20 protein-coding genes are annotated in these 17,388 nt (G+C 69.4%); 15 read left to right on the top strand and 5 right to left on the bottom strand.

The window, feature by feature from the left end; translation table 11 throughout:
* Window positions 1-6 precede the first annotated feature (6 nt).
* Together xseA and ACFX43_RS16255 are read left to right on the top strand one after the other, a co-directional pair.
* The gene (xseA, locus tag ACFX43_RS16250) at window positions 7-1,251 is read left to right on the top strand and encodes an exodeoxyribonuclease VII large subunit (RefSeq protein ID WP_378829284.1); all 1,245 of its coding nucleotides are present in this window, start codon (window positions 7-9) and stop codon (window positions 1,249-1,251) included.
* Window positions 1,244-1,444, top strand: a complete 201-nt coding sequence (locus ACFX43_RS16255) for an exodeoxyribonuclease VII small subunit (RefSeq protein ID WP_378829296.1) — start codon at window positions 1,244-1,246, stop codon at window positions 1,442-1,444. The genes xseA and ACFX43_RS16255 overlap by 8 nt, the downstream gene beginning before the upstream one ends.
* A gap of 110 nt (window positions 1,445-1,554) precedes the next feature.
* On the opposite strand, the gene ACFX43_RS16260 is transcribed toward ACFX43_RS16255, so the two are convergent.
* Entirely contained in the window at window positions 1,555-2,178 is a 624-nt protein-coding gene (locus tag ACFX43_RS16260) for a DUF4245 family protein (protein ID WP_378829305.1), read from the bottom strand.
* A 130-nt stretch (window positions 2,179-2,308) separates the two neighbouring features.
* Between ACFX43_RS16260 and ACFX43_RS16265 the strand changes: the two genes are divergently transcribed.
* From ACFX43_RS16265 to ACFX43_RS16320, 12 genes are all read left to right on the top strand, one after another.
* The gene (locus tag ACFX43_RS16265; protein WP_378829310.1) at window positions 2,309-2,698 is read left to right on the top strand and encodes a molybdopterin-binding protein; all 390 of its coding nucleotides are present in this window, start codon (window positions 2,309-2,311) and stop codon (window positions 2,696-2,698) included.
* A 2-nt stretch (window positions 2,699-2,700) separates the two neighbouring features.
* Window positions 2,701-3,450 carry a molybdate ABC transporter substrate-binding protein gene (modA, locus tag ACFX43_RS16270; protein ID WP_378829321.1) on the top strand — a complete coding sequence of 250 codons (750 nt, stop codon included), beginning with the start codon at window positions 2,701-2,703 and terminating at the stop codon, window positions 3,448-3,450.
* Window positions 3,451-3,508: 58 nt separating this feature from the next.
* Window positions 3,509-4,270 (top strand): ABC transporter permease, encoded by a 762-nt coding sequence (locus ACFX43_RS16275; protein WP_378829330.1) that lies wholly within the window; start codon window positions 3,509-3,511, stop codon window positions 4,268-4,270.
* Window positions 4,267-4,965 carry a sulfate/molybdate ABC transporter ATP-binding protein gene (locus ACFX43_RS16280; protein ID WP_378829337.1) on the top strand — a complete coding sequence of 233 codons (699 nt, stop codon included), beginning with the start codon at window positions 4,267-4,269 and terminating at the stop codon, window positions 4,963-4,965. Before ACFX43_RS16275 ends, ACFX43_RS16280 begins: the two co-directional genes overlap by 4 nt.
* Before the next feature lie 43 nt (window positions 4,966-5,008).
* Window positions 5,009-6,028 (top strand): class II fructose-bisphosphatase, encoded by a 1,020-nt coding sequence (gene glpX / locus ACFX43_RS16285; RefSeq protein ID WP_378829343.1) that lies wholly within the window; start codon window positions 5,009-5,011, stop codon window positions 6,026-6,028.
* Between the two features lie 182 nt (window positions 6,029-6,210).
* The gene (locus tag ACFX43_RS16290) at window positions 6,211-6,678 is read left to right on the top strand and encodes a hypothetical protein (RefSeq protein WP_378829353.1); all 468 of its coding nucleotides are present in this window, start codon (window positions 6,211-6,213) and stop codon (window positions 6,676-6,678) included.
* A complete protein-coding gene (locus tag ACFX43_RS16295) occupies window positions 6,675-6,980 on the top strand; it encodes a hypothetical protein (RefSeq protein ID WP_378829359.1) in 306 nt (101 codons plus the stop codon). Before ACFX43_RS16290 ends, ACFX43_RS16295 begins: the two co-directional genes overlap by 4 nt.
* Window positions 6,977-8,767, top strand: a complete 1,791-nt coding sequence (locus ACFX43_RS16300) for an alpha/beta hydrolase (RefSeq protein WP_378829369.1) — start codon at window positions 6,977-6,979, stop codon at window positions 8,765-8,767. The genes ACFX43_RS16295 and ACFX43_RS16300 overlap by 4 nt, the downstream gene beginning before the upstream one ends.
* Before the next feature lie 23 nt (window positions 8,768-8,790).
* Entirely contained in the window at window positions 8,791-9,267 is a 477-nt protein-coding gene (locus tag ACFX43_RS16305) for a hypothetical protein (protein ID WP_378829376.1), read from the top strand.
* Between the two features lie 20 nt (window positions 9,268-9,287).
* Window positions 9,288-10,211 (top strand): alpha/beta fold hydrolase, encoded by a 924-nt coding sequence (locus tag ACFX43_RS16310; RefSeq protein WP_378829383.1) that lies wholly within the window; start codon window positions 9,288-9,290, stop codon window positions 10,209-10,211.
* A gap of 3 nt (window positions 10,212-10,214) precedes the next feature.
* On the top strand, window positions 10,215-10,910 hold the full coding sequence (locus tag ACFX43_RS16315) for a TetR/AcrR family transcriptional regulator (protein ID WP_378829390.1): 696 nt from the start codon (window positions 10,215-10,217) through the stop codon (window positions 10,908-10,910).
* Window positions 10,911-10,914: 4 nt separating this feature from the next.
* Window positions 10,915-11,904, top strand: a complete 990-nt coding sequence (locus ACFX43_RS16320; protein WP_378829398.1) for a cytochrome c oxidase assembly protein — start codon at window positions 10,915-10,917, stop codon at window positions 11,902-11,904.
* 16 nt (window positions 11,905-11,920) lie between these two features.
* Here the strand turns inward: ACFX43_RS16320 and ACFX43_RS16325 are convergent, their stop codons facing one another.
* The 4 genes from ACFX43_RS16325 to ACFX43_RS16340 all read right to left on the bottom strand — a co-directional run bounded on the left by ACFX43_RS16325 (window position 11,921) and on the right by ACFX43_RS16340 (window position 16,354).
* Window positions 11,921-12,991, bottom strand: coding sequence for an ABC transporter ATP-binding protein (locus tag ACFX43_RS16325; protein ID WP_378829406.1), 1,071 nt, complete (start codon window positions 12,989-12,991; stop codon window positions 11,921-11,923).
* Window positions 12,992-13,094: 103 nt separating this feature from the next.
* Entirely contained in the window at window positions 13,095-14,816 is a 1,722-nt protein-coding gene (locus tag ACFX43_RS16330) for a sulfatase-like hydrolase/transferase (protein WP_378829419.1), read from the bottom strand.
* 131 nt (window positions 14,817-14,947) lie between these two features.
* Window positions 14,948-15,628 carry a DUF1707 domain-containing protein gene (locus tag ACFX43_RS16335; protein WP_378829427.1) on the bottom strand — a complete coding sequence of 227 codons (681 nt, stop codon included), beginning with the start codon at window positions 15,626-15,628 and terminating at the stop codon, window positions 14,948-14,950.
* A gap of 57 nt (window positions 15,629-15,685) precedes the next feature.
* Complete coding sequence (locus tag ACFX43_RS16340) at window positions 15,686-16,354, bottom strand: DUF1707 domain-containing protein (RefSeq protein ID WP_378829432.1); 669 nt, start codon at window positions 16,352-16,354, stop codon at window positions 15,686-15,688.
* Between the two features lie 127 nt (window positions 16,355-16,481).
* Here ACFX43_RS16340 and ACFX43_RS16345 point away from each other — a divergent pair, with 127 nt between their 5' ends.
* Entirely contained in the window at window positions 16,482-17,381 is a 900-nt protein-coding gene (locus tag ACFX43_RS16345) for an NAD(P)-dependent oxidoreductase (RefSeq protein WP_378829436.1), read from the top strand.
* Window positions 17,382-17,388 lie beyond the last annotated feature (7 nt).

Genomic DNA, 17,388 nt, shown 5'->3' on the forward strand with positions numbered 1-17,388 from the left:
GGCGGCATGGCCCTCGACACCTCCCCCGAGTCGCCCGCCCCGGTGCGGCAGATCGCGAACGCGATCGGCGGCTGGATCGACAAGCTCGGTGCGGTCTGGGTGGAGGGGCAGGTGGCCCAGCTGAGCCGGCGGCCGGGGATGCAGACCGTCTTCCTGACCCTGCGCGACTCGGTGGCCGACATCTCGGTGCCGGTGACGTGCACGCGGTTCCTCCTCGACAGCCTGAATCCGCCGCTGGTCGAGGGCGCCTCGGTGATCATCCATGCGAAGCCGTCCTACTACGCCAACCGCGGCACCCTGTCGCTGCAGGCCCGCGACATCCGTCCGGTCGGGCTCGGTGAGCTGCTCGCCCGGCTCGAGCAACGCCGGCAGCTGCTGGCCGCGGAGGGGCTGTTCGCTGCCGAGCTGAAGCGCCCGCTCCCCTTCCTCCCGACCAAGGTCGGGCTGCTCACCGCGGCGAACTCCGCGGCCGAGCGCGATGTGCTCGAGAACGCGAGGCGACGGTGGCCGCAGGTGCGGTTCGAGGTGGCGTACGCCGCGATGCAGGGTGCGCGCAGCGCTGCCGACGTCGTCGAGAAGCTGCAGCGACTCGACCGCGACCCCGAGGTCGACGTGATCGTCATCGCCCGCGGGGGCGGCTCGGTCGAGGACCTGCTGCCGTTCTCCGACGAGCACCTGATCCGTGCGGTGCACGCCGCGCGCACCCCGGTCGTCTCCGCGATCGGCCACGAGCCCGACTCGCCGCTGCTGGACCTTGCTGCTGACGTACGTGCCTCGACGCCGACCGACGCTGCCAAGCTCGTCGTACCCGACGTGGTCGAGGAGCAGCGGATCGTCGCGACCGGACGCGACCGGCTCCGCGGCGGGATCGCCGCACTGATCCACCGCGAGCAGACGCTCCTGGACGCGTTGCGCTCGCGGCCGGTGCTTGCCGACCCGCGCTCCCTGATCGACGCCCGGCGCGACGAGGTCACCTCGTTGCGCGACCGTGCCCGCCGCACCGTCGGGCACGCCCTCGATCGGGCCGCCGACGACATCGGCCACCATCGCGCCCGCGCTCGCGCGCTCTCTCCCCTGGAGACGCTGAGACGGGGGTACGCCGTCGCCCAGGGTTCCGACGGACACGTCCTCACCAGCGTCGCCGACGCCGCCGAGGGCGCCGCAGTCAGCATCCGCCTCGCCGACGGCCGCCTGACAACCACCATCACCTCGATCGAGAAGACTGACAGCAAGGATGGCACCGATGACTGACGACAACAGCGACCTGTCCTACGAGCAGGCCCGCGAGGAGCTGGTCGAGGTCGTCCGCAAGCTCGAGGCCGGCGGCATCACGCTCGAGGAGTCCCTGGCCCTGTGGGAGCGCGGCGAGAAGCTGGCCACGCTGTGCCAGGAGTGGCTCGACGGTGCCCGGAAGAAGATCGACGCCGCCATCGCCGAAGACTGACGAGACGTCGCTCCCGTCGCCCGAGACGTCACTCCCGCTGGCCGAGTTGTCACGGCGCTGCCACCTCGGCCGACGTATGTGACGCCTCGGCCGACGCGGGTGACGTCTCGCTACTTCAGGGGCTCGGTGGTGATGAGGGCGAGGTAGTCGCGTACGTCGCCGTCCTTGGGGCCCCAGAGCATCAGGGTCTGGCCGTCGACCTCTGCGGAGTAGCCGGTGTCGCCGCCGGAGTCGGACCATTCGGTCCAGGTGTCGGCGACGTCGGTGTCGATGCTGACCTCGTCGCCCTTCTTGGCCTGGGTGTCGACGTTCTTCTGAGCCAGCGCCTGCGCCGAGCGGGTCGAGAGCTCCAGGCCGACGTAGGAGGTCTCCCCCTTGACGAACGACATGGTCCACGCCGGCTCGCCACCGCCCTGGTAGGACGGGTCGGTGTTGGCGTACCAGCCCGAGGGCAGCTCGCGCGGGTAGACGACGTCGAGGTCGGCGACCTGGGCGCTGCGTACGGCCTCGGCCCAGTCGGCCTTGTAGGTCTCGTTGGCACCGCTGACCTCGCGTTCGAGGTTGCCGCGCCACTGCACGATCAGCACGATCGGGACGACGAGGACGAGCAGGAAGATCATCGACCCGATCAGGGCACCGAAGGTGCGTGGGTAGCTGCGCGCCGGGGTCTCCGGCTGCTCGCTCGCCGGCTCATTCGACGGCTGGGCGGGCTGCTGCTGATCGGTGTCGCTCACGCCCTCCATGGTCCCACTCGGTCGATGTTCCCTCGAATCGTGGTCGCGACAAGCTCGACCACCGCGTCCGAGCGTCCCGCAGATGAGGACATTTCGCGCATGATCACGCCGCAGATGCGATACTCCCCCCGTGACCGCCTACCGCATCGCCGAAGCTGCCGGCCTCCTCGGCGTCAGCGACGACACCCTGCGCCGCTGGATCGACGCGGGACGGATCGAGGCGAGCACGGAGAACGGCCGGGCGGTCATCGACGGCGTCGCCCTGGCCGAGCTGGCCTCGGAGCTGGCTGATGCCCCCGATCCGGACCGGGCGAAGGCGGTCAGCGCCCGCAACCGGATGCTCGGGATCGTCACCAAGACCACCCTGGACACCGTGATGGCCCAGGTGGAGATGGTCTGCGGGCCCTACCGGATCGTCTCGCTGATGAGCGCCGAGGCCGCCGTCGAGCTGGGTCTCGAGCCCGGCGTCAGCGCGGTCGCATCCATCAAGTCAACCAACGTCGTCGTGGAGCGCCCATGATCATGAACCGTGGAATCGGTGCCGCCGTCGCGGTGGCGACCGCCCTCGCGCTCGCCGGCTGCGGGAGCTCGAGCGAGGGGTCGGAGGACCGCGAGCTGACCGTCTTCGCGGCGGCCTCGCTGACCGACACGTTCACCGACCTGGCCGAGCAGTTCGAGAAGGACCACCCCGGCGTGAAGGTGACCACCAGCTTCGGCGGCTCCTCCGACCTGGTGGCCCAGATCGAGGACGGCGCTCCGGCGGACGTCTTCGCCTCGGCCGACACCAAGAACATGGACAAGCTCGGAGACCTGGCCGCCGATCCGCAGGACTTCGCCGCCAACACGCTGGAGATCGCCACGCCACCGGGCAACCCGGCCGAGATCACCGGCTTCCAGGATCTCGCCAAGGCCGGGACCAAGGTCGTCGTCTGCGCGGCCCAGGTCCCCTGCGGCAACGCGACCGCTCAGATGGAGGCGGAGACCGGCGTCGACATCGAGCCGGTCAGCGAGGAGCAGTCGGTCAGCGACGTACTCGCCAAGGTCACCTCCGGTGACGCCGATGCCGGGGTCGTGTACGTCACCGACGTGACCGCCGCCGGCGACACCGTGACGGGCGTCGAGTTCGAGGAGTCCGACCAGGTCGTGAACACCTATCCGATCAGCACCATCGACGGCTCCGACGACGCCGACCTCGCGCAGGAGTTCGTCGACCTGGTGCTGAGCGAGACCGGACAGAAGGTCCTGACCGATGCCGGCTTCAGCCAGCCCTGATCTTCTCGGGACCGCCAGGCGGACGGACCGGCAGAGGGGGGCCGGTCCGTCCGTCGGTATGCCACGCTGGCTGTGGTTCCCGGCGGCCTTGGCGGCGGCGTTCATCATCGTTCCGCTCGCCGCGATCATCCTCCGCGTCGATCTGGCGAGCTTCCCGGCGCTGATCACCTCGCCGTCCGCGCTGGAGGCGCTCTGGCTCAGCCTGCGCACCGCGGTGGCGAGCACCGCGCTGTGCATCCTCCTCGGCGTACCTCTGTCCACCGTCCTCGCCCGCACCAGCTTCCGAGGTCAGGGGCTGGTGCGTTCGCTGGTGCTCCTTCCGCTCGTGCTGCCCCCGGTCGTCAGCGGGCTGGCGCTGCTCTACACCTTTGGCCGCCGCGGGCTGCTGGGACAGTCGCTGGACCTGGTCGGCATCCAGATCCCGTTCACCACGCTCGCCGTGGTGATGGCACAGACGTTCGTCGCACTGCCGTTCCTGGTGATCAGCCTCGAGGGCGCCCTGCGCACCAGCGGCACCCGCTACGAGGCGGTGGCGGCCACGCTGGGGGCCCGCCCGACCACGGTCTTCCGGCGCGTCACCCTCCCGCTTGTCGGCCCCGGCCTGCTCTCCGGATCGGTCCTGGCCTTCGCTCGCTGCCTGGGCGAGTTCGGCGCCACGATCACCTTCGCCGGCAACCTCCCCGGCGTGACCAGCACGATGCCGCTGCAGGTCTACCTGCTCCGCGTCGACGACCCCGACGCGGCGGTCGCGCTCTCGCTGGTGCTGGTCGTCGTCGCGGTCGCCGTGATCGGCTTCGCCCGTCACGGGAGGGCCGTATGAGCGAGCTCCACCTCCGGGCGGTGATCGCCCAGCGCGGCATCGACGTCACCCTCGACGTGGCCGCCGGCGAGACGGTCGCGCTCACCGGACCCAACGGCGCCGGGAAGTCGAGCATCCTCGGCGTGATCGCCGGACTCCTGCGTCCCGACGAAGGAGAGGTACGCCTCGGCGACCGCATCCTCGACAGCACTCCCCCGCACGCCCGCGGGATCGCGCTCCTCGCTCAGGACCCGTTGCTCTTCCCACACCTGTCGGTGCTGGCCAACGTCGCCTTCGCGCCCCGGGCCCGTGGCGTACGCCGCCGCCAGGCCAACGAGCTCGCCACCCGCCACCTCACCGAGGTCGGCGCCGAGATGCTCGCCGGGCGCAGACCGATGGAGATCTCCGGCGGTCAGGCCCAACGCGTAGCGGTGGCCCGAGCCCTCGCGGCCGACCCCGAGCTGCTCCTGCTCGACGAGCCGATGGCCTCGCTCGACGTCGACGTACGTCCTGCGCTGCGACAGACACTGCGTACCGCCCTCGAGGACAGGACCGCGATCATCGTCACCCACGACGCTGCTGACGCCCGCGTGCTCGCCGACCGGGTGGTGGTGATCGAGCACGGTCACATCGTCGAGGACGGCCCCACCGAGCAGGTTCTGAACGACCCGCAGTCGGGTTTTGCTGTGAGGCTTGTCTCTGGATCGATCAAGTGACACCGTGGCCCCTCCACCGCGCCCGGCGGATAGATTGACCCCTATGAACGACACCCAGCCGCTCGGCGTCGCCCCCACCGCTCCTGACCGCAACCTGGCCCTGGAGCTCGTGCGCGTGACGGAGGCGGCTGCGATGGCCGCGGCCCGCTGGGTGGGGCGTGGTGACAAGAACGGCGCCGACGGTGTCGCGGTCAACGCCATGCGCACGATGATCTCCACGGTCGCCATGAACGGCACCGTCGTGATCGGCGAGGGCGAGAAGGACAACGCCCCGATGCTCTACAACGGCGAGAGCGTCGGCGACGGCACCGGCCCCGACTGCGACGTCGCGGTCGACCCGATCGACGGCACCACCCTGACCGCCAAGGGCATGAGCAACGCCGTCGCGGTGATGGCGGTCGCCCCGCGCGGCAGCATGTACGACCCCAGCGCCGTCTTCTACATGGAGAAGCTGGTCACCGGCCCCGAGGCCGCCGACGTCGTCGACATCCGCCTGCCCGTCGCCGAGAACATCGCCGCGGTGGCCAAGGCGAAGGACACCAAGGCCTCCGACATCACCGTGATCGTGCTCGACCGGCCGCGCCACGACAAGCTGGTCGACGAGATCCGCGAGACCGGCGCCCGGATCAAGTTCATCGTCGACGGCGACGTCGCCGGTGCGATCTCGGCCGCCCGCGCCGGCTCCGGCGCCGATCTGCTGATGGGCATCGGCGGCACTCCCGAGGGCATCGTCGCCGCGTGCGCGATGAAGGCGCTCGGCGGCACCATCCAGGGCCGGCTGTGGCCCAAGGACGACGAGGAGCGCCAGCGCGCCCTCGACGCCGGCCACAACCTCGACCCCGACTTCGTGCTCCACACCGACGACCTGGTCACCGGCGACGACTGCTTCTTCGTCGCCACCGGCATCACCGACGGCGACCTGATGCGGGGCGTGCAGTACCTCCCCCACGGCGCCATCGTCACCGACTCCCTGGTGATGCGCAGCCGCTCGGGCACGATCCGCAAGGTCACCTCGGAGCACCAGCTCGCCAAGCTCCAGGCTTACAGCGCGATCGACTTCTGATCCTCGCCCGGCGCTTGCGCCGGACCACATGCGCGGCAAGGACCTCCTGGTCCTTGCCGCGCTTCTCGTTGTGCTGCTCATCGCCGAAGCGACCGTCCGCGGCGCCATTTTGTTGCTATCTTGTGGTTCGACACGAGCATCAATGAGCGTCTCAGGTGTATGTCACTCGGGGAGGCATCAACGTGACGGACCCATTCTTCGCCGCGCTGCGCGAGCGTCGTCCGGACGTCGACATCGTCATCCTGCCTCCGGCAGACCCTCCCGAGCCCTTACCCGATGCAACGGCTGCTGAGCTGAGCCGGTCGGCGCAGATGGTGGACGCCACCGTCACAGCCATCGCAGCACGCATGCCAGAGCAGACCTCGGACGGACCGAGGTGGGAGGCGTACAACAGCGAGAACGTACGCCGCTGGGCCCAGCTCGAGGCTCGAGCAGCGGACGGCGACGCGATCCTGGCCGGCCTCGATCAGGCGTTCCGAGACGCGAGGTGGCACTCGACGGTCGCGGTGAAGGCGTTCCATCGATGGACCGCTTCACGAGCGGATGTCCAGATCGTCGGCACCTGGTCCGAAAGCCATCACGGACTCGTCGTGACCGTGACCGGCCGGACCCTCCGGCCCCCTGCGAACGTGCGGGAGGCGCTGGTATGACGCTGCACGTCGAACCCGCCAAGGTCCAGTCCACGGCTGCCGCGTGGGATACGGAGAATCTCCATCTCACCGCTGCGGCGAAGCAGATCCACGATGTCGGCGCAGGTGGTTTCACACCGAGCGTGGCCAGCCTGGTCGGTCAGTTCATCGAGGCGTGGCAGGCGATCGCGACGAAGTCAGCCCGCTCCGCCGAGTCCCAGGCCGACGGGCTGAGGAGCACCGCGATCGGCATCCTCGAGGCCGACGCGGAGACCGACATCAACGCGTCCTTGGTGCTGAGCAGCATCAGGGAGATCCGGTGAGCATCACCGTCTCCCTGCCCCCGAGACCGAGCGAGACGCCCGAGTTCACCGCGGACGGCCAGAAGGTGCAGGAGATCGGGTCCACGCTGCGTACCTCATCATCGATCTTCGACGACCACGGCTCGTTCGTCGGCGGAAAGGCCAAGGACTCCGGCCTTCTCGACGGCCAGGCGGCCGCCGCGTACGCGCAGGCGCTCAGCCCCATCGGCACGCACGCCGATGCCTGCTCGCTGGCGCTGCGCGCCGCGGCCAACGCCGTCCTGGGCCATGGCAACGACCTGGTCGACCTCAAGCGGCGTCATCAGGATCTGAAGGGCGAACGAGAGCGCCTGGCCCGCCAGGTCGACGAGCTCACCGCCCGAGCGAACCCGCTGCCCACCGACGAGGCCGAGCTGCGGATCCTCAAGTCGGACTGCGACCGCTGCACCGACCAGGTCGAGACGTACGAGTCCGACCTGGTGAAGTGGGCCGAGGACCTCGAGGCCAGCGAGGAGAAGGTCGCGGCCGCGCTCCGCGGTGCGATGACCGAGCGGCAGGTCGATCAGAAGTACGCCGGCGTCGCCGATCCCGCTGACACCGCCAGGGACTCGATGCCGTCCGGCAAGGACCCCGAGGCGGTCAAGGCGTGGTGGGACGGCCTCACCGAGGAGCAACGAGCGGGCATGACTGCCGCGTACCCCGAGATCGTGGGGAACACCGACGGCATCCCGGCGGCCGACCGCAATGACGCGAACACGATCTCGCTCGACCGCGACCTTGCCGAGCTCGGCGCCATCCCGGAGGACCACCGCACCGAGGACGAGCAGACCCGCTACGACAACGCGAAGGCCGCAGATGTCGCGCGTGACAAGATCGAGAGGTCCAAGGACCCGATGACGAACGAGAGCTACGACGCCCAGGTCTACATCTATGACCCGATGGCGTTTGGCGGCGACGGGCGTGTCGCGATGGCGGTCGGCGACCTCGACACGGCGAGCAATGTATCGGTCAGTGTGCCGGGCTTGACCACCGACATGGAGTCGTCCCAGTCGAATGCCGAGGATGTGATCAACCTCCATCAGGCAGCTTCGTTCGAAGGTGGCACCAGCACAGCCACCATGTTCTGGATCGGCTATGACGCGCCCAGCGGAGCCGACTCGGCAGGCGTCGCAGCCGAGGGCATGGCTACCGCCGGCGGAGAACGTCTCGCCGACACCCTCGACGGCCTCAACGCCATGCGTTCCGACGACTTCCACCTCACCGCGATCGGCCACAGCTACGCCTCCACCACCGTTGCCCACGCCATGACCGACGGCCGCCCTGACGTCGACGACGTCGTCCTGCTGGGCAGCCCCGGAGCCGGTGACGACGCCGACTCCGCCGACGACCTGGGCGTCGGCTCGGGACATGTCTTCGTCGGCACGAACAGCGAAGACCTCGTCGGCCGGCTGGGGCAGACGGGATGGGTCAGCCCCGCTGCTCTGGGCGCGGGTGTGCTCACCGGCCCCCTCGGTGGCGCCGTCGCCCAGCTGGCCGGCGCCGGCCTCGGCCACAACCCGGCCGAGGACGACTTCGGTGCCGTACGCTTTCAGGCCGAGAGCACCAGCAGGGGGTCGATCCCCAACATCGACGACCACGTCAAGTACTACGACCACGACTCGGAGTCACTCGCCAACATGGCCCACATCGTCAACGGCCAGTACGACGACGTGGTGCGCGCCGGACAGGTGCACGACCCGTGGTACCGCGACCCGGTCGACCCCGAGAGCGACCGCAGCCCGACCAGCCCGGACACGGACGGCCAATGACGGCTCGGGCCCTCGCCGCCGTGATGGCGACACTGACGATCCTGCTTACCGGAGGGTGTGGCGGAGTGAGCGACAAGACCTACGCCGAGCTCGAACAACAGCGAGACGACGTACTCACGTGGGCACGCGAGCTGTCGGCCGCTGCCTCGACGACACTTGCCACGTCCCCCAAGGACGCAACGGAGGCGTACGACGGCGTGGATCAGAAGGGGCTTTCGGACAAGTACAAGTCGTACAAGTACGACGTCCAAGCCGACTTCGTCACGGAGCAACAGGACCCGCTCAACGCGCTGCGCGACGAGCTCGAGGAGTTCAGCCCAACGTTCAGTGGGAACTCGCTGCGGCTTTCGCACGGTGACCTGACCGCCCACTTCCAGACCTACCCGAATGCCCCCGGGGCGGTCGGCCTCGTCGTTCAGGGGCCACCGATCGAGATCGATCAGGAAGACATGAGCGACTGGGAAGGCTTCGTCGTCGGTGAACCGGTCGACCTGCAATGACGACCCGGTAAAGTTTGCGCATGACCACCGCCGCCGAGCCGACCGAGTCCACCGCTTTCCTCCCCGGAGGGGTCGAGCTGGCGTACGACACGTTCGGCAGTCCCAGCGCTGATCCGCTGCTGCTGATCATGGGTCTCGGCGGCCCGATGACCTGGTGGAACACCGAGCTGTGCGAGCAGCTGGCTCAGGCCGGGTTCTACGTGGTGCGTTACGACAACCGCGACATCGGCCACTCCTCGCCGCATCCGTCCGACGAGCGGATCACGCTCGCGCGGCTGGCGCGGGCGTTCGCGGGGCTACCGACGCCGGCGCCGTACGCGATGGACGACCTCGCCGACGACGCCGCCGCGCTGCTGACCCATCTCGGCATCGACTCCGCGCACGTGTGGGGCGTGTCGATGGGCGGGATGATCGCCCAGACCCTCGCCATCCGCCACCCCGACCGGGTGCGCTCGGTCTGCTCGACGATGTCCACCACCGGCCGCCGCGGCGTCGGCTTCCAGCACCCGACCCTGCTGCCCGCGCTGGTCATCAAGAAGCCCGGCCTGGAGGGCTACATCGAACGCCAGATCAAGGGCGGCCTCCAGATCGGCTCCCCCGGCTTTCCCGAGCCCGAGGACGAGGTACGCCGGCGGGCGATCGACACCTGGAACCGCGGCGTCAGCGGGCCGGCCGTCGCACGGCAGATGCTCGCCGTCCTCACCCAGCCCGACCGCACCGAGGACCTCGGGCGCGTCAGGGTCCCGTTCAGCGTGATCCACGGCCTGACCGACAAGATGGTCCACGTCTCCGGCGGCCGGGCGACCGCCGCGGCCGTCCCCGGCTCGGAGATCACCCTGTTCAAGGGCATGGGCCACGACCTGCCCCGACCACTGTGGCCGGCCTTCATCAAGGTCGTACGCCGCACCGCTGACCGAGCCTCCGACCGCACCGTCACCGCGTAGCGGATGCGCGCCACGGTCCCCGAGGGCGAGTCTGGCTCGATGCTGGCGAGGGCGCTCGCGGACGTCGCCGAGCCCATCGAGGACGAGGCGGTGACCGCGAAGCTCCTCGACGCCGCCGCGGAGCAGTTCCGCCAGATCGGGATCAGGCGGACCACCATGGAGGAGGTCGCGAACCGCGCCGGGGTCGCCCGGATCACGGTCTACCGCCGCTTCGCCAACAAGGACGCGCTCGTCGAGCAGGTCGTACGCCGCGAGTTCCGGCGCTACTTCGACCAGTTCGTCCTCGACATCGCCGATGCCGCCGACGCCGCCGAACGCGTGGAGATCGGCTTCGCCAGCGCGATGCGGGCGATCCGCGGCAACCCGCTGATCGGTGGCCTGCTCACCGTCGAGACCGACTCGCTGGTGCACTCGATCGTCGGCGACGGCGGCCGCACCGTGGCCACGATCGCGCGCTTCGTCGCCGGCCAGCTGCGCCGCGAGCAGCGGGCCGGCAACGTACCTGCCGAGGTCGAGGTCGACCTCGTCGCCGAGCTGATGGTCCGCACCTCGACCTCGTTCCTGGTCACCCCGAGCGAGGTCGTCGACATCGACGACGAGGCGCAGCTGCGCGCGCTCGCGCGGCTGTTCCTGGTGCCGCTGATCGACCCCCGGCAGCCGCCCGAAATAACCTTCGGCCTGGCCCCGGAGATACCGTGAGACCATGCACGACCACGGCTCCCTGCCCCCGCTCGGTTGGTCCGAGTTCTTCACCACCTGGAGTCTCCAGCCCGGCTGGCTGCTCGCCGTGGTCATCCTCGCCGCGGGCTATCTCACGCTCCGCAACGCCGCCGGCCCGGCCTCCACGGTCAAGGGCTGGCGGGTGGCGTCTTTCCTGACCGGGCTCGGTCTGATGTACGTCGTCGTCGCCTCGGCCATCAACGGCTACGCGATGGCGCTGGCCTGGATGCACATGGTGCTCCACCTGACGCTGATCATGATCGTGCCCACGCTCCTGGTGCTCGGGCACCCGCTCACCGTCATCGCCGAGACCGGCCCCCGGGCCGAGCGGGCGATGCGCTCGCTCCCGGTCACCATCCTGGTCCACCCGATCACCGGCACCCTGCTCTACTCGGTGGTCATCATCGGCACTCACCTGTCCGGGTTCATGGACTCGATGGCGCAGAGCAGGCCGCTGATGGTCGGCGAGCAGGTGCTCTATGTCGTCGCCGGCTTCCTCTTCCTCACCGGCGCGATCGGCGAGGAGAAGGTACGCCCCGACCTGCCCTACCTGGGCCGGATCGCGCTCCTCGTCGTCGGCATGGTGCCCGACACGATCGTCGGGATCGTGATGCTGCAGACCGAGCGCGACCTCTACCCGGTCTACTCCGGCGCCCGGCCCGAGTGGGCGCTCGACGCGGTCAAGGACATCCAGACCGCCGGGGGCCTGATGTGGGCCGGCGGCGACGGCGGCATGATGCTGCTCGCCATCGGCCTGGTCATCGCCGTCGTCTCCTCACCCCAGCGCCGGGTCAAGATGACCGGCCGCTTCCTCGATGGCGTACGCAGCAGCCGGCTCGCCGAGGAGAGCGCCCGGGGCCTTGCCATCAATGGGGCGGAGGGCCCCGCCGAGCCGGGATCCGTGGATCCCGACAGCGACGAGGCCCTCGATGCCTACAACGCGATGCTGGCTCGGATGAACCAGCAGCACTGAGTGCGTCGGTTGGCGGTCAGTTGACGCGCAGGCCCGACTCGGTGTCGAAGACGTGGACGTCCTCGGGGTCGGTGGTGACGTAGATCGTGTCGCCCTTGCTGACGTGGTCCTTGGAGGAGACCCGGACGATCAGGGTCGAGGGAACACCCTCGACGTCGCTGGTGCCGTAGACGTAGGAGTCGGAGCCGAGCTCCTCGACCACGGTCACCTGCACCGGCAGCCCGCCCTGGCCCTCGCCGATGACCCGGAAGCTCTCCGGGCGCACGCCGATGGTGATCTGCGTGGGCATGTCGGTGGCGCCGACGGGGACGACGTACTCCCCGATCTTGGCGCCGCCGTCGGCGGCGGTGGCCTTGATGAGGTTCATCTGCGGCGAGCCGATGAAGCCGGCGACGAAGAGGTTGACCGGCTTGCGGTAGAGCTCGAGCGGGGTGGCGACCTGCTGCAGCTCACCGTTGTTCATCACCGCGACGCGGTCGCCCATCGTCATCGCCTCGACCTGGTCGTGGGTGACGTAGACCGTGGTGATGCCGAGGTCGGCCTGGAGCTTGGCGATGTCGGTGCGGGTCTGCACGCGCATCTTGGCGTCGAGGTTGGAGAGCGGCTCGTCCATGCAGAAGACCTGCGGCTGGCGGACGATCGCACGGCCCATGGCGACGCGCTGGCGCTGACCACCGGAGAGCGCCTTCGGCTTGCGGTCGAGGTAGTCGGTCAGGCCCAGGGTCTTGGCGGCGTCGGCGACGAGCTTGTCACGCTCGGCCTTCGGGACCTTGGCCATCTTCAGCGAGAACGCCATGTTCTCGGCGACGCTCATGTGCGGGTAGAGCGCGTAGTTCTGGAAGACCATCGCGATGTCGCGGTCCTTGGGCGCCACGTTGGTGACCTCGCGGTCGCCGATCTTGATGGCGCCCGAGTTGACCTCCTCCAGCCCGGCGAGCATGCGCAGGGTAGTGGTCTTGCCGCATCCGGACGGACCGACGAGCACCATGAACTCGCCGTCCTGGATCTCGAGGTCGATGCCCTTGACCGCGGGCTCGTTCGCGCCCGCGTACCAACGCTGCGCCTTCTCGAAGGTAACTGTTGCCATGATTCCGTTGTCTCCTTCACCGGCAGGTACGTGCCGGACGATCCGTTGTGAAGTGACCGAGGACACATTTCCTCGGCGGAGACACCATAGCCCAGATCAGTTATCAGCGCGTCAAAGCCCGGCACACAGCTGGTGCGCAACCCTCGTAGGCGTTCAATCTGCGCATCAGGTCACGGGCGTACGGCTTCGCGTGGTCCTCGGCGAAGACGTTGCGGTCCTCCCACGGTCGGTCGTAGCGGTAGAGCTCGTAGGCGTAGTCGGTGCCCTTCCAGGACTTGTCCAGGTCGAACCGGACCAGCAGCCCCTGCGAGCCACGCACCGCGATATAGGACGGGATGATGTCGATCGTGCCACCCGAGCCCTTGTCGAGGTCGACCTCGCCGGGATGCGACTTGGCGTAGGTGTGCTCGAAGAAGGCGTATCGCCCGCCCGGCAGTCGCGGCCGGCTCAAGGTCTCCGCGAACGAGCTCCCGGAGACGTAGGACGGGGTCGGAGCGCCGGCGATGTCGAGGAACGTCGGCGCGAGGTCGATGTTGTTGACGAACTGGCTGCGCTTGCCGGGCACCACGTCAGGGCCGACGACGACCAGGGGGACGCGGGTGTCGGAGTCGTACGGAGCACCCTTGCCCCCGTTGAGCTGGTGCTGGCCCAGGTGGAAGCCGTTGTCGGAGGTCAGCACGGTGTAGGTGTCCTCGCCGGCGGCCTCACGGACCTGGGCGATCATCCGGTCGATCGACTGCACCATCCGGGCGCGGTCGCGGTACTGGCTCAGCGCGGTCTGGTCACTCAGCGAGACCTTGTTGGTGCGCCAGGCAGGGGCCTGCGACGTACGTCCCCCGCGGCCGAGGTAGGTGGGCGCGTTGTCCCAGCGGTCGTCGCCGTAGCCGACCAGGTCCTTCAGCGTCAGGTCGGCGCACTCGACCCGGCCGCAGTTGCCGCCCGCGGGGTCGCCGGAGGGCGCCTGATCGGCGAACGCGGGCGGGAACCAGGTGTCCAGGCCCGGGTAGTGGTGGCCGAGGCGGGAGTGGGGCCCGTAGGCGGCGATCTCGAGGAAGTAGGGCTCCTCGTCGTCGCGGTGCTCCCGGATGAAGTCCAGGGCGTAGTCACGGGTGACGTTGGTGGCGTACCCGGCGTCCTTGACGGCCGGTCCGGCGGAGGTCGGCGGCCGCGGGTGGTTGCGCAGCTGCACCGCGCCGTTGCCGTCGAGGAAGGTGCTCTGGTAGCCCCAGCCGCCGTAGGCGCCGCCGAGGAGTGCGTTCCAGGAGTCCCAGCCGGGCACCTTGGGCGGCGGGACGCGCTTGCCGTCGGAGCCGATGGTGGCCTCGTAGGCGTTGATGTACTTCCCCACGAACCCGGTCGTGTAGCCGGCCTCCTGGAGCCCGATGCTGAACTGCTTCTCGACGTTGCCGTAGCGCTGGAACGCCGACCATCCGCCGACCGGGTGCTCCGGGTCGTTCTGGGTGTTGGTGAGCACCTTGGTGTGGTGCGGGGTCTGCCCGGTCAGCAGCGCCGCGCGCGAGGGGCAGCAGAGCGAGTCGATGACGAATGAGTTCTGGTACGTCGCGCCCTCGGCCGCCATCCTGGTCGCCTCCGGCATCGTGCGGAGCAGCTCCAGGGAGAAGTCGTCCATCAGGATCAGGACCATGTTGGGACGCTCGTCGGTCGTCGCGGCCAGCGCCGCCGCGTCCTCGACCGGCGCGGCCGACGGGTCGGCGGCGGCAGAGCCGGCGGCCACCGTCTTCGGGCCGAGGACCAGGAGTCCGGCGATCAGGGCCACGACGGCCAGGAGTGCGGCGCCCAGCAGTGCGCTCCACTTCGACTTCATCCCGAGACTCCTTTGTCTAGTATTTGACTGCACTATATCTGGTTCAAGCGAGGTTAGTGCCCGTTTCCAGGCACGACAAAACGGGTCCGCAGAGCGGACCCGAAGGGGCGTGCACAGCCCCGAGGTGTTGCTCAGTGCAGCTCGTGCGGCGGCGGCATCTTCAGATGCCTGGAGCCCTTCGCTTCCTTCAGCGGCTTGCGGATGACGGTGACGCCACCCATCAGCGCCAGGCCCTTGACCCGCAGCACCGGACCGCCGGTCGGCTCGATCCCGCGCGGACCGACGTAGCCGCCCATGATCCCGACTCCCTGCATCACGACCTGGACATCGGGGCCGACGGTGATGTTGACCCCGCCCATGATCGCGTTGGCGTAGATCACGGTCTCCTGCGCTGAGAACTGCGCCTGGCGCATGTCGAGCTCGGCGCCGCCCATCAGGGCGATCACGTTGCCGGTCGCCGGCACCGTCCACACGCCGCGCCGGTCGACGCCGCTCATGATCGCGACGTAGAGCTGGCTCTCGATCGGATTGGCTGCGAAGACGGCGGTGCTGTTCGCGGCGGCAGGCTTGGACACCGAAACCGGCGGCGCCGGGGTGCCCGCGGCCGGGAGGTCGACGGTGATCGGGATCAGGTCGGCGTACGTCTTGGCCTTGAAGGTCGCCTCGAGGCGGTCGTCGAGCTCGTCGATCTCCAGGCGGCCCTCGCCTGCGGCCTCGCGCAGGATGTCGGCCACCTTGTGGCGGTCGGCATCGCTGATCCGCAGATTCGGATCAGGATTCTGGCCGCGAAATGGCTCGGGGGTCGTTCCCATGGGGCGAATGGTAGTGGGGGTCTCGCAGGCGTGCCTCAACAATCCCCCCGATGGCATTCACTCGAGACCGAGGTGTTGCCTCAGTGTGCGCTTCGGGCCGCGCGGACCACGGCGCTTGACGGTCACGTCGCCGAGCACCGCGAGGCCCCGCACCCGCACGACCGGGGAGTCCGCGGTGAGCGCCTCGGGCACCTTCGCGGACGGCTCGTTGAACTCCCCCAGCACGCCGTTGCCCTCTACGATCACGTGCACGTTCGGTGGGACGGTGACCTTCACGCTGCCCAGGACGGAGGTCGCGTTGATGACCACCTCACGGGCTGAGTAGTGCGCCTCACGCAGGTCGATGTTGGCGTCGCCCAGCACCGCGTTGACCGAGAACTGCTCGGGAACCACCCACACGCCCTTGCGCTCGACGTTGCTCAGGAACGCGCTGGCGCTGTCGCTCGCCGCGCCCTCGCCGTAGACGACGGGCACCGGGCGGGCGGCCGGCGCCGCGGGCATCACCGGCGCCTGCCCCGCAACCGGCAGGTCCTGCGTGATCGGCTCCAGGTCGGCGTACGTCTTGGCCTTGTAGGTCTCCTCGAGCCGCTCCTCGAGCTCGTCGATGTCCAGGCGGCCCTCGCCGGCAGCCTCGCGCAGGATGTCGGCAACCGCGTGGCGGTCGGCATCGCTGACGCGCAGGTCGGCTCGGCGGGGCTGGCCGGGGTGCGGTTCAGGGAGTCCCATGGTCCTGAATGCTATCGGCGTACGTGTCGCCCGTCTCTCAGGTTCAACCCTGAGGCTGGGTACTGACCGATTGGTGCGTACCCCAGTAAATAGTGGGTACTCCCGCAGCCCGGCGACGTCCTCCAGCATGGATGACGTGTCAGAAACCAATCGAAACTCGATCCCCTCGACCGACGTCAGCGTGCTCGGCCTCGGCGCGATGGGCACCGCGCTGGCCACCGCGTTGCTCGACGCCGGCCGCTCCGTGACCGTCTGGAACCGCACCCCTGGCCGCGCCAAGGACCTGGTGGCCCGCGGCGCCGGTGCCGCGGACTCGGTCCCCGCGGCGGTGCTGGCGAGCCCCGTGGTCATCGCCTGCCTGCTCGATCACTCCTCCGTCGAGGAGACCCTCGGCCTGGCCGCCGGCGAGCTGCGCGGCCGCACCCTGGTCAACGTCACGACCACGACACCCAACGAGGCCCGTGCGCTCGCCTCCTGGGCGGTCGAGCACGGCATCGACTACCTCGACGGCGCCATCATGGCCGTGCCCGCGATGATCGGGTCCCGCGCGGGTCAGATCTTCTACAGCGGCTCGCGGGCGGCGTACGACGCCCTCCTGCCGACGCTCGACGTCTGGGCCACGAGCGAGTTCCACGGCGAGGACGCCGGCCGGGCGTCGCTGGTGGACCTGGCGATGCTGTCGGGGATGTACCAGATGTTCACGGGCTTCTTCCACGGTGCCGCGATGGCCGCCACCATCGGGATGAGCGCAGCGGACTTCGCCGCTCGGCAGGCTCCCTTCCTCGCCGCCATGACCGAGGAGCTCGCCGGCTACGCGAAGGTCATCGACGGCGGCGACTACACCGTCGCGGGCCAGCAGAGCCTGGAGTTCTCCGACCTCTCGCACATCGTGCGTGCCAGCGAGGAGCAAGGGATCGATCCCGCCCCGATCGCCGCCGTCCAGGCGCTGATCAGCAGACAGATCGAAGCGGGGTACGGCTCGGAGGGGCTCCCCAGGGTCGTCGAGAGCCTGCGCGCCGACGGGTAGCTGCCGC

It is taken from the genome of Nocardioides sp. YIM B13467 (genome assembly GCF_042788075.1).
In the GTDB taxonomy this organism is placed as follows: domain Bacteria; phylum Actinomycetota; class Actinomycetes; order Propionibacteriales; family Nocardioidaceae; genus Nocardioides.

Bases quoted from the DNA above. Each gene is read 5' to 3' on its own strand.
- xseA (WP_378829284.1), top strand. From the start codon at position 7: ATGGCCCTCGACACCTCCCCCGAGTCGCCCGCCCCGGTGCGGCAGATC.
- ACFX43_RS16255 (WP_378829296.1), top strand. From the start codon at position 1,244: ATGACTGACGACAACAGCGACCTGTCCTACGAGCAGGCCCGCGAGGAG.
- modA (WP_378829321.1), top strand. From the start codon at position 2,701: ATGAACCGTGGAATCGGTGCCGCCGTCGCGGTGGCGACCGCCCTCGCG.
- ACFX43_RS16275 (WP_378829330.1), top strand. From the start codon at position 3,509: ATGCCACGCTGGCTGTGGTTCCCGGCGGCCTTGGCGGCGGCGTTCATC.
- ACFX43_RS16280 (WP_378829337.1), top strand. From the start codon at position 4,267: ATGAGCGAGCTCCACCTCCGGGCGGTGATCGCCCAGCGCGGCATCGAC.
- glpX (WP_378829343.1), top strand. From the start codon at position 5,009: ATGAACGACACCCAGCCGCTCGGCGTCGCCCCCACCGCTCCTGACCGC.
- ACFX43_RS16295 (WP_378829359.1), top strand. From the start codon at position 6,675: ATGACGCTGCACGTCGAACCCGCCAAGGTCCAGTCCACGGCTGCCGCG.
- ACFX43_RS16305 (WP_378829376.1), top strand. From the start codon at position 8,791: ATGGCGACACTGACGATCCTGCTTACCGGAGGGTGTGGCGGAGTGAGC.
- ACFX43_RS16310 (WP_378829383.1), top strand. From the start codon at position 9,288: ATGACCACCGCCGCCGAGCCGACCGAGTCCACCGCTTTCCTCCCCGGA.
- ACFX43_RS16315 (WP_378829390.1), top strand. From the start codon at position 10,215: ATGCGCGCCACGGTCCCCGAGGGCGAGTCTGGCTCGATGCTGGCGAGG.
- ACFX43_RS16320 (WP_378829398.1), top strand. From the start codon at position 10,915: ATGCACGACCACGGCTCCCTGCCCCCGCTCGGTTGGTCCGAGTTCTTC.
- ACFX43_RS16325 (WP_378829406.1), bottom strand. From the start codon at position 12,991: ATGGCAACAGTTACCTTCGAGAAGGCGCAGCGTTGGTACGCGGGCGCG.
- ACFX43_RS16330 (WP_378829419.1), bottom strand. From the start codon at position 14,816: ATGAAGTCGAAGTGGAGCGCACTGCTGGGCGCCGCACTCCTGGCCGTC.
- ACFX43_RS16335 (WP_378829427.1), bottom strand. From the start codon at position 15,628: ATGGGAACGACCCCCGAGCCATTTCGCGGCCAGAATCCTGATCCGAAT.
- ACFX43_RS16340 (WP_378829432.1), bottom strand. From the start codon at position 16,354: ATGGGACTCCCTGAACCGCACCCCGGCCAGCCCCGCCGAGCCGACCTG.
- ACFX43_RS16345 (WP_378829436.1), top strand. From the start codon at position 16,482: ATGGATGACGTGTCAGAAACCAATCGAAACTCGATCCCCTCGACCGAC.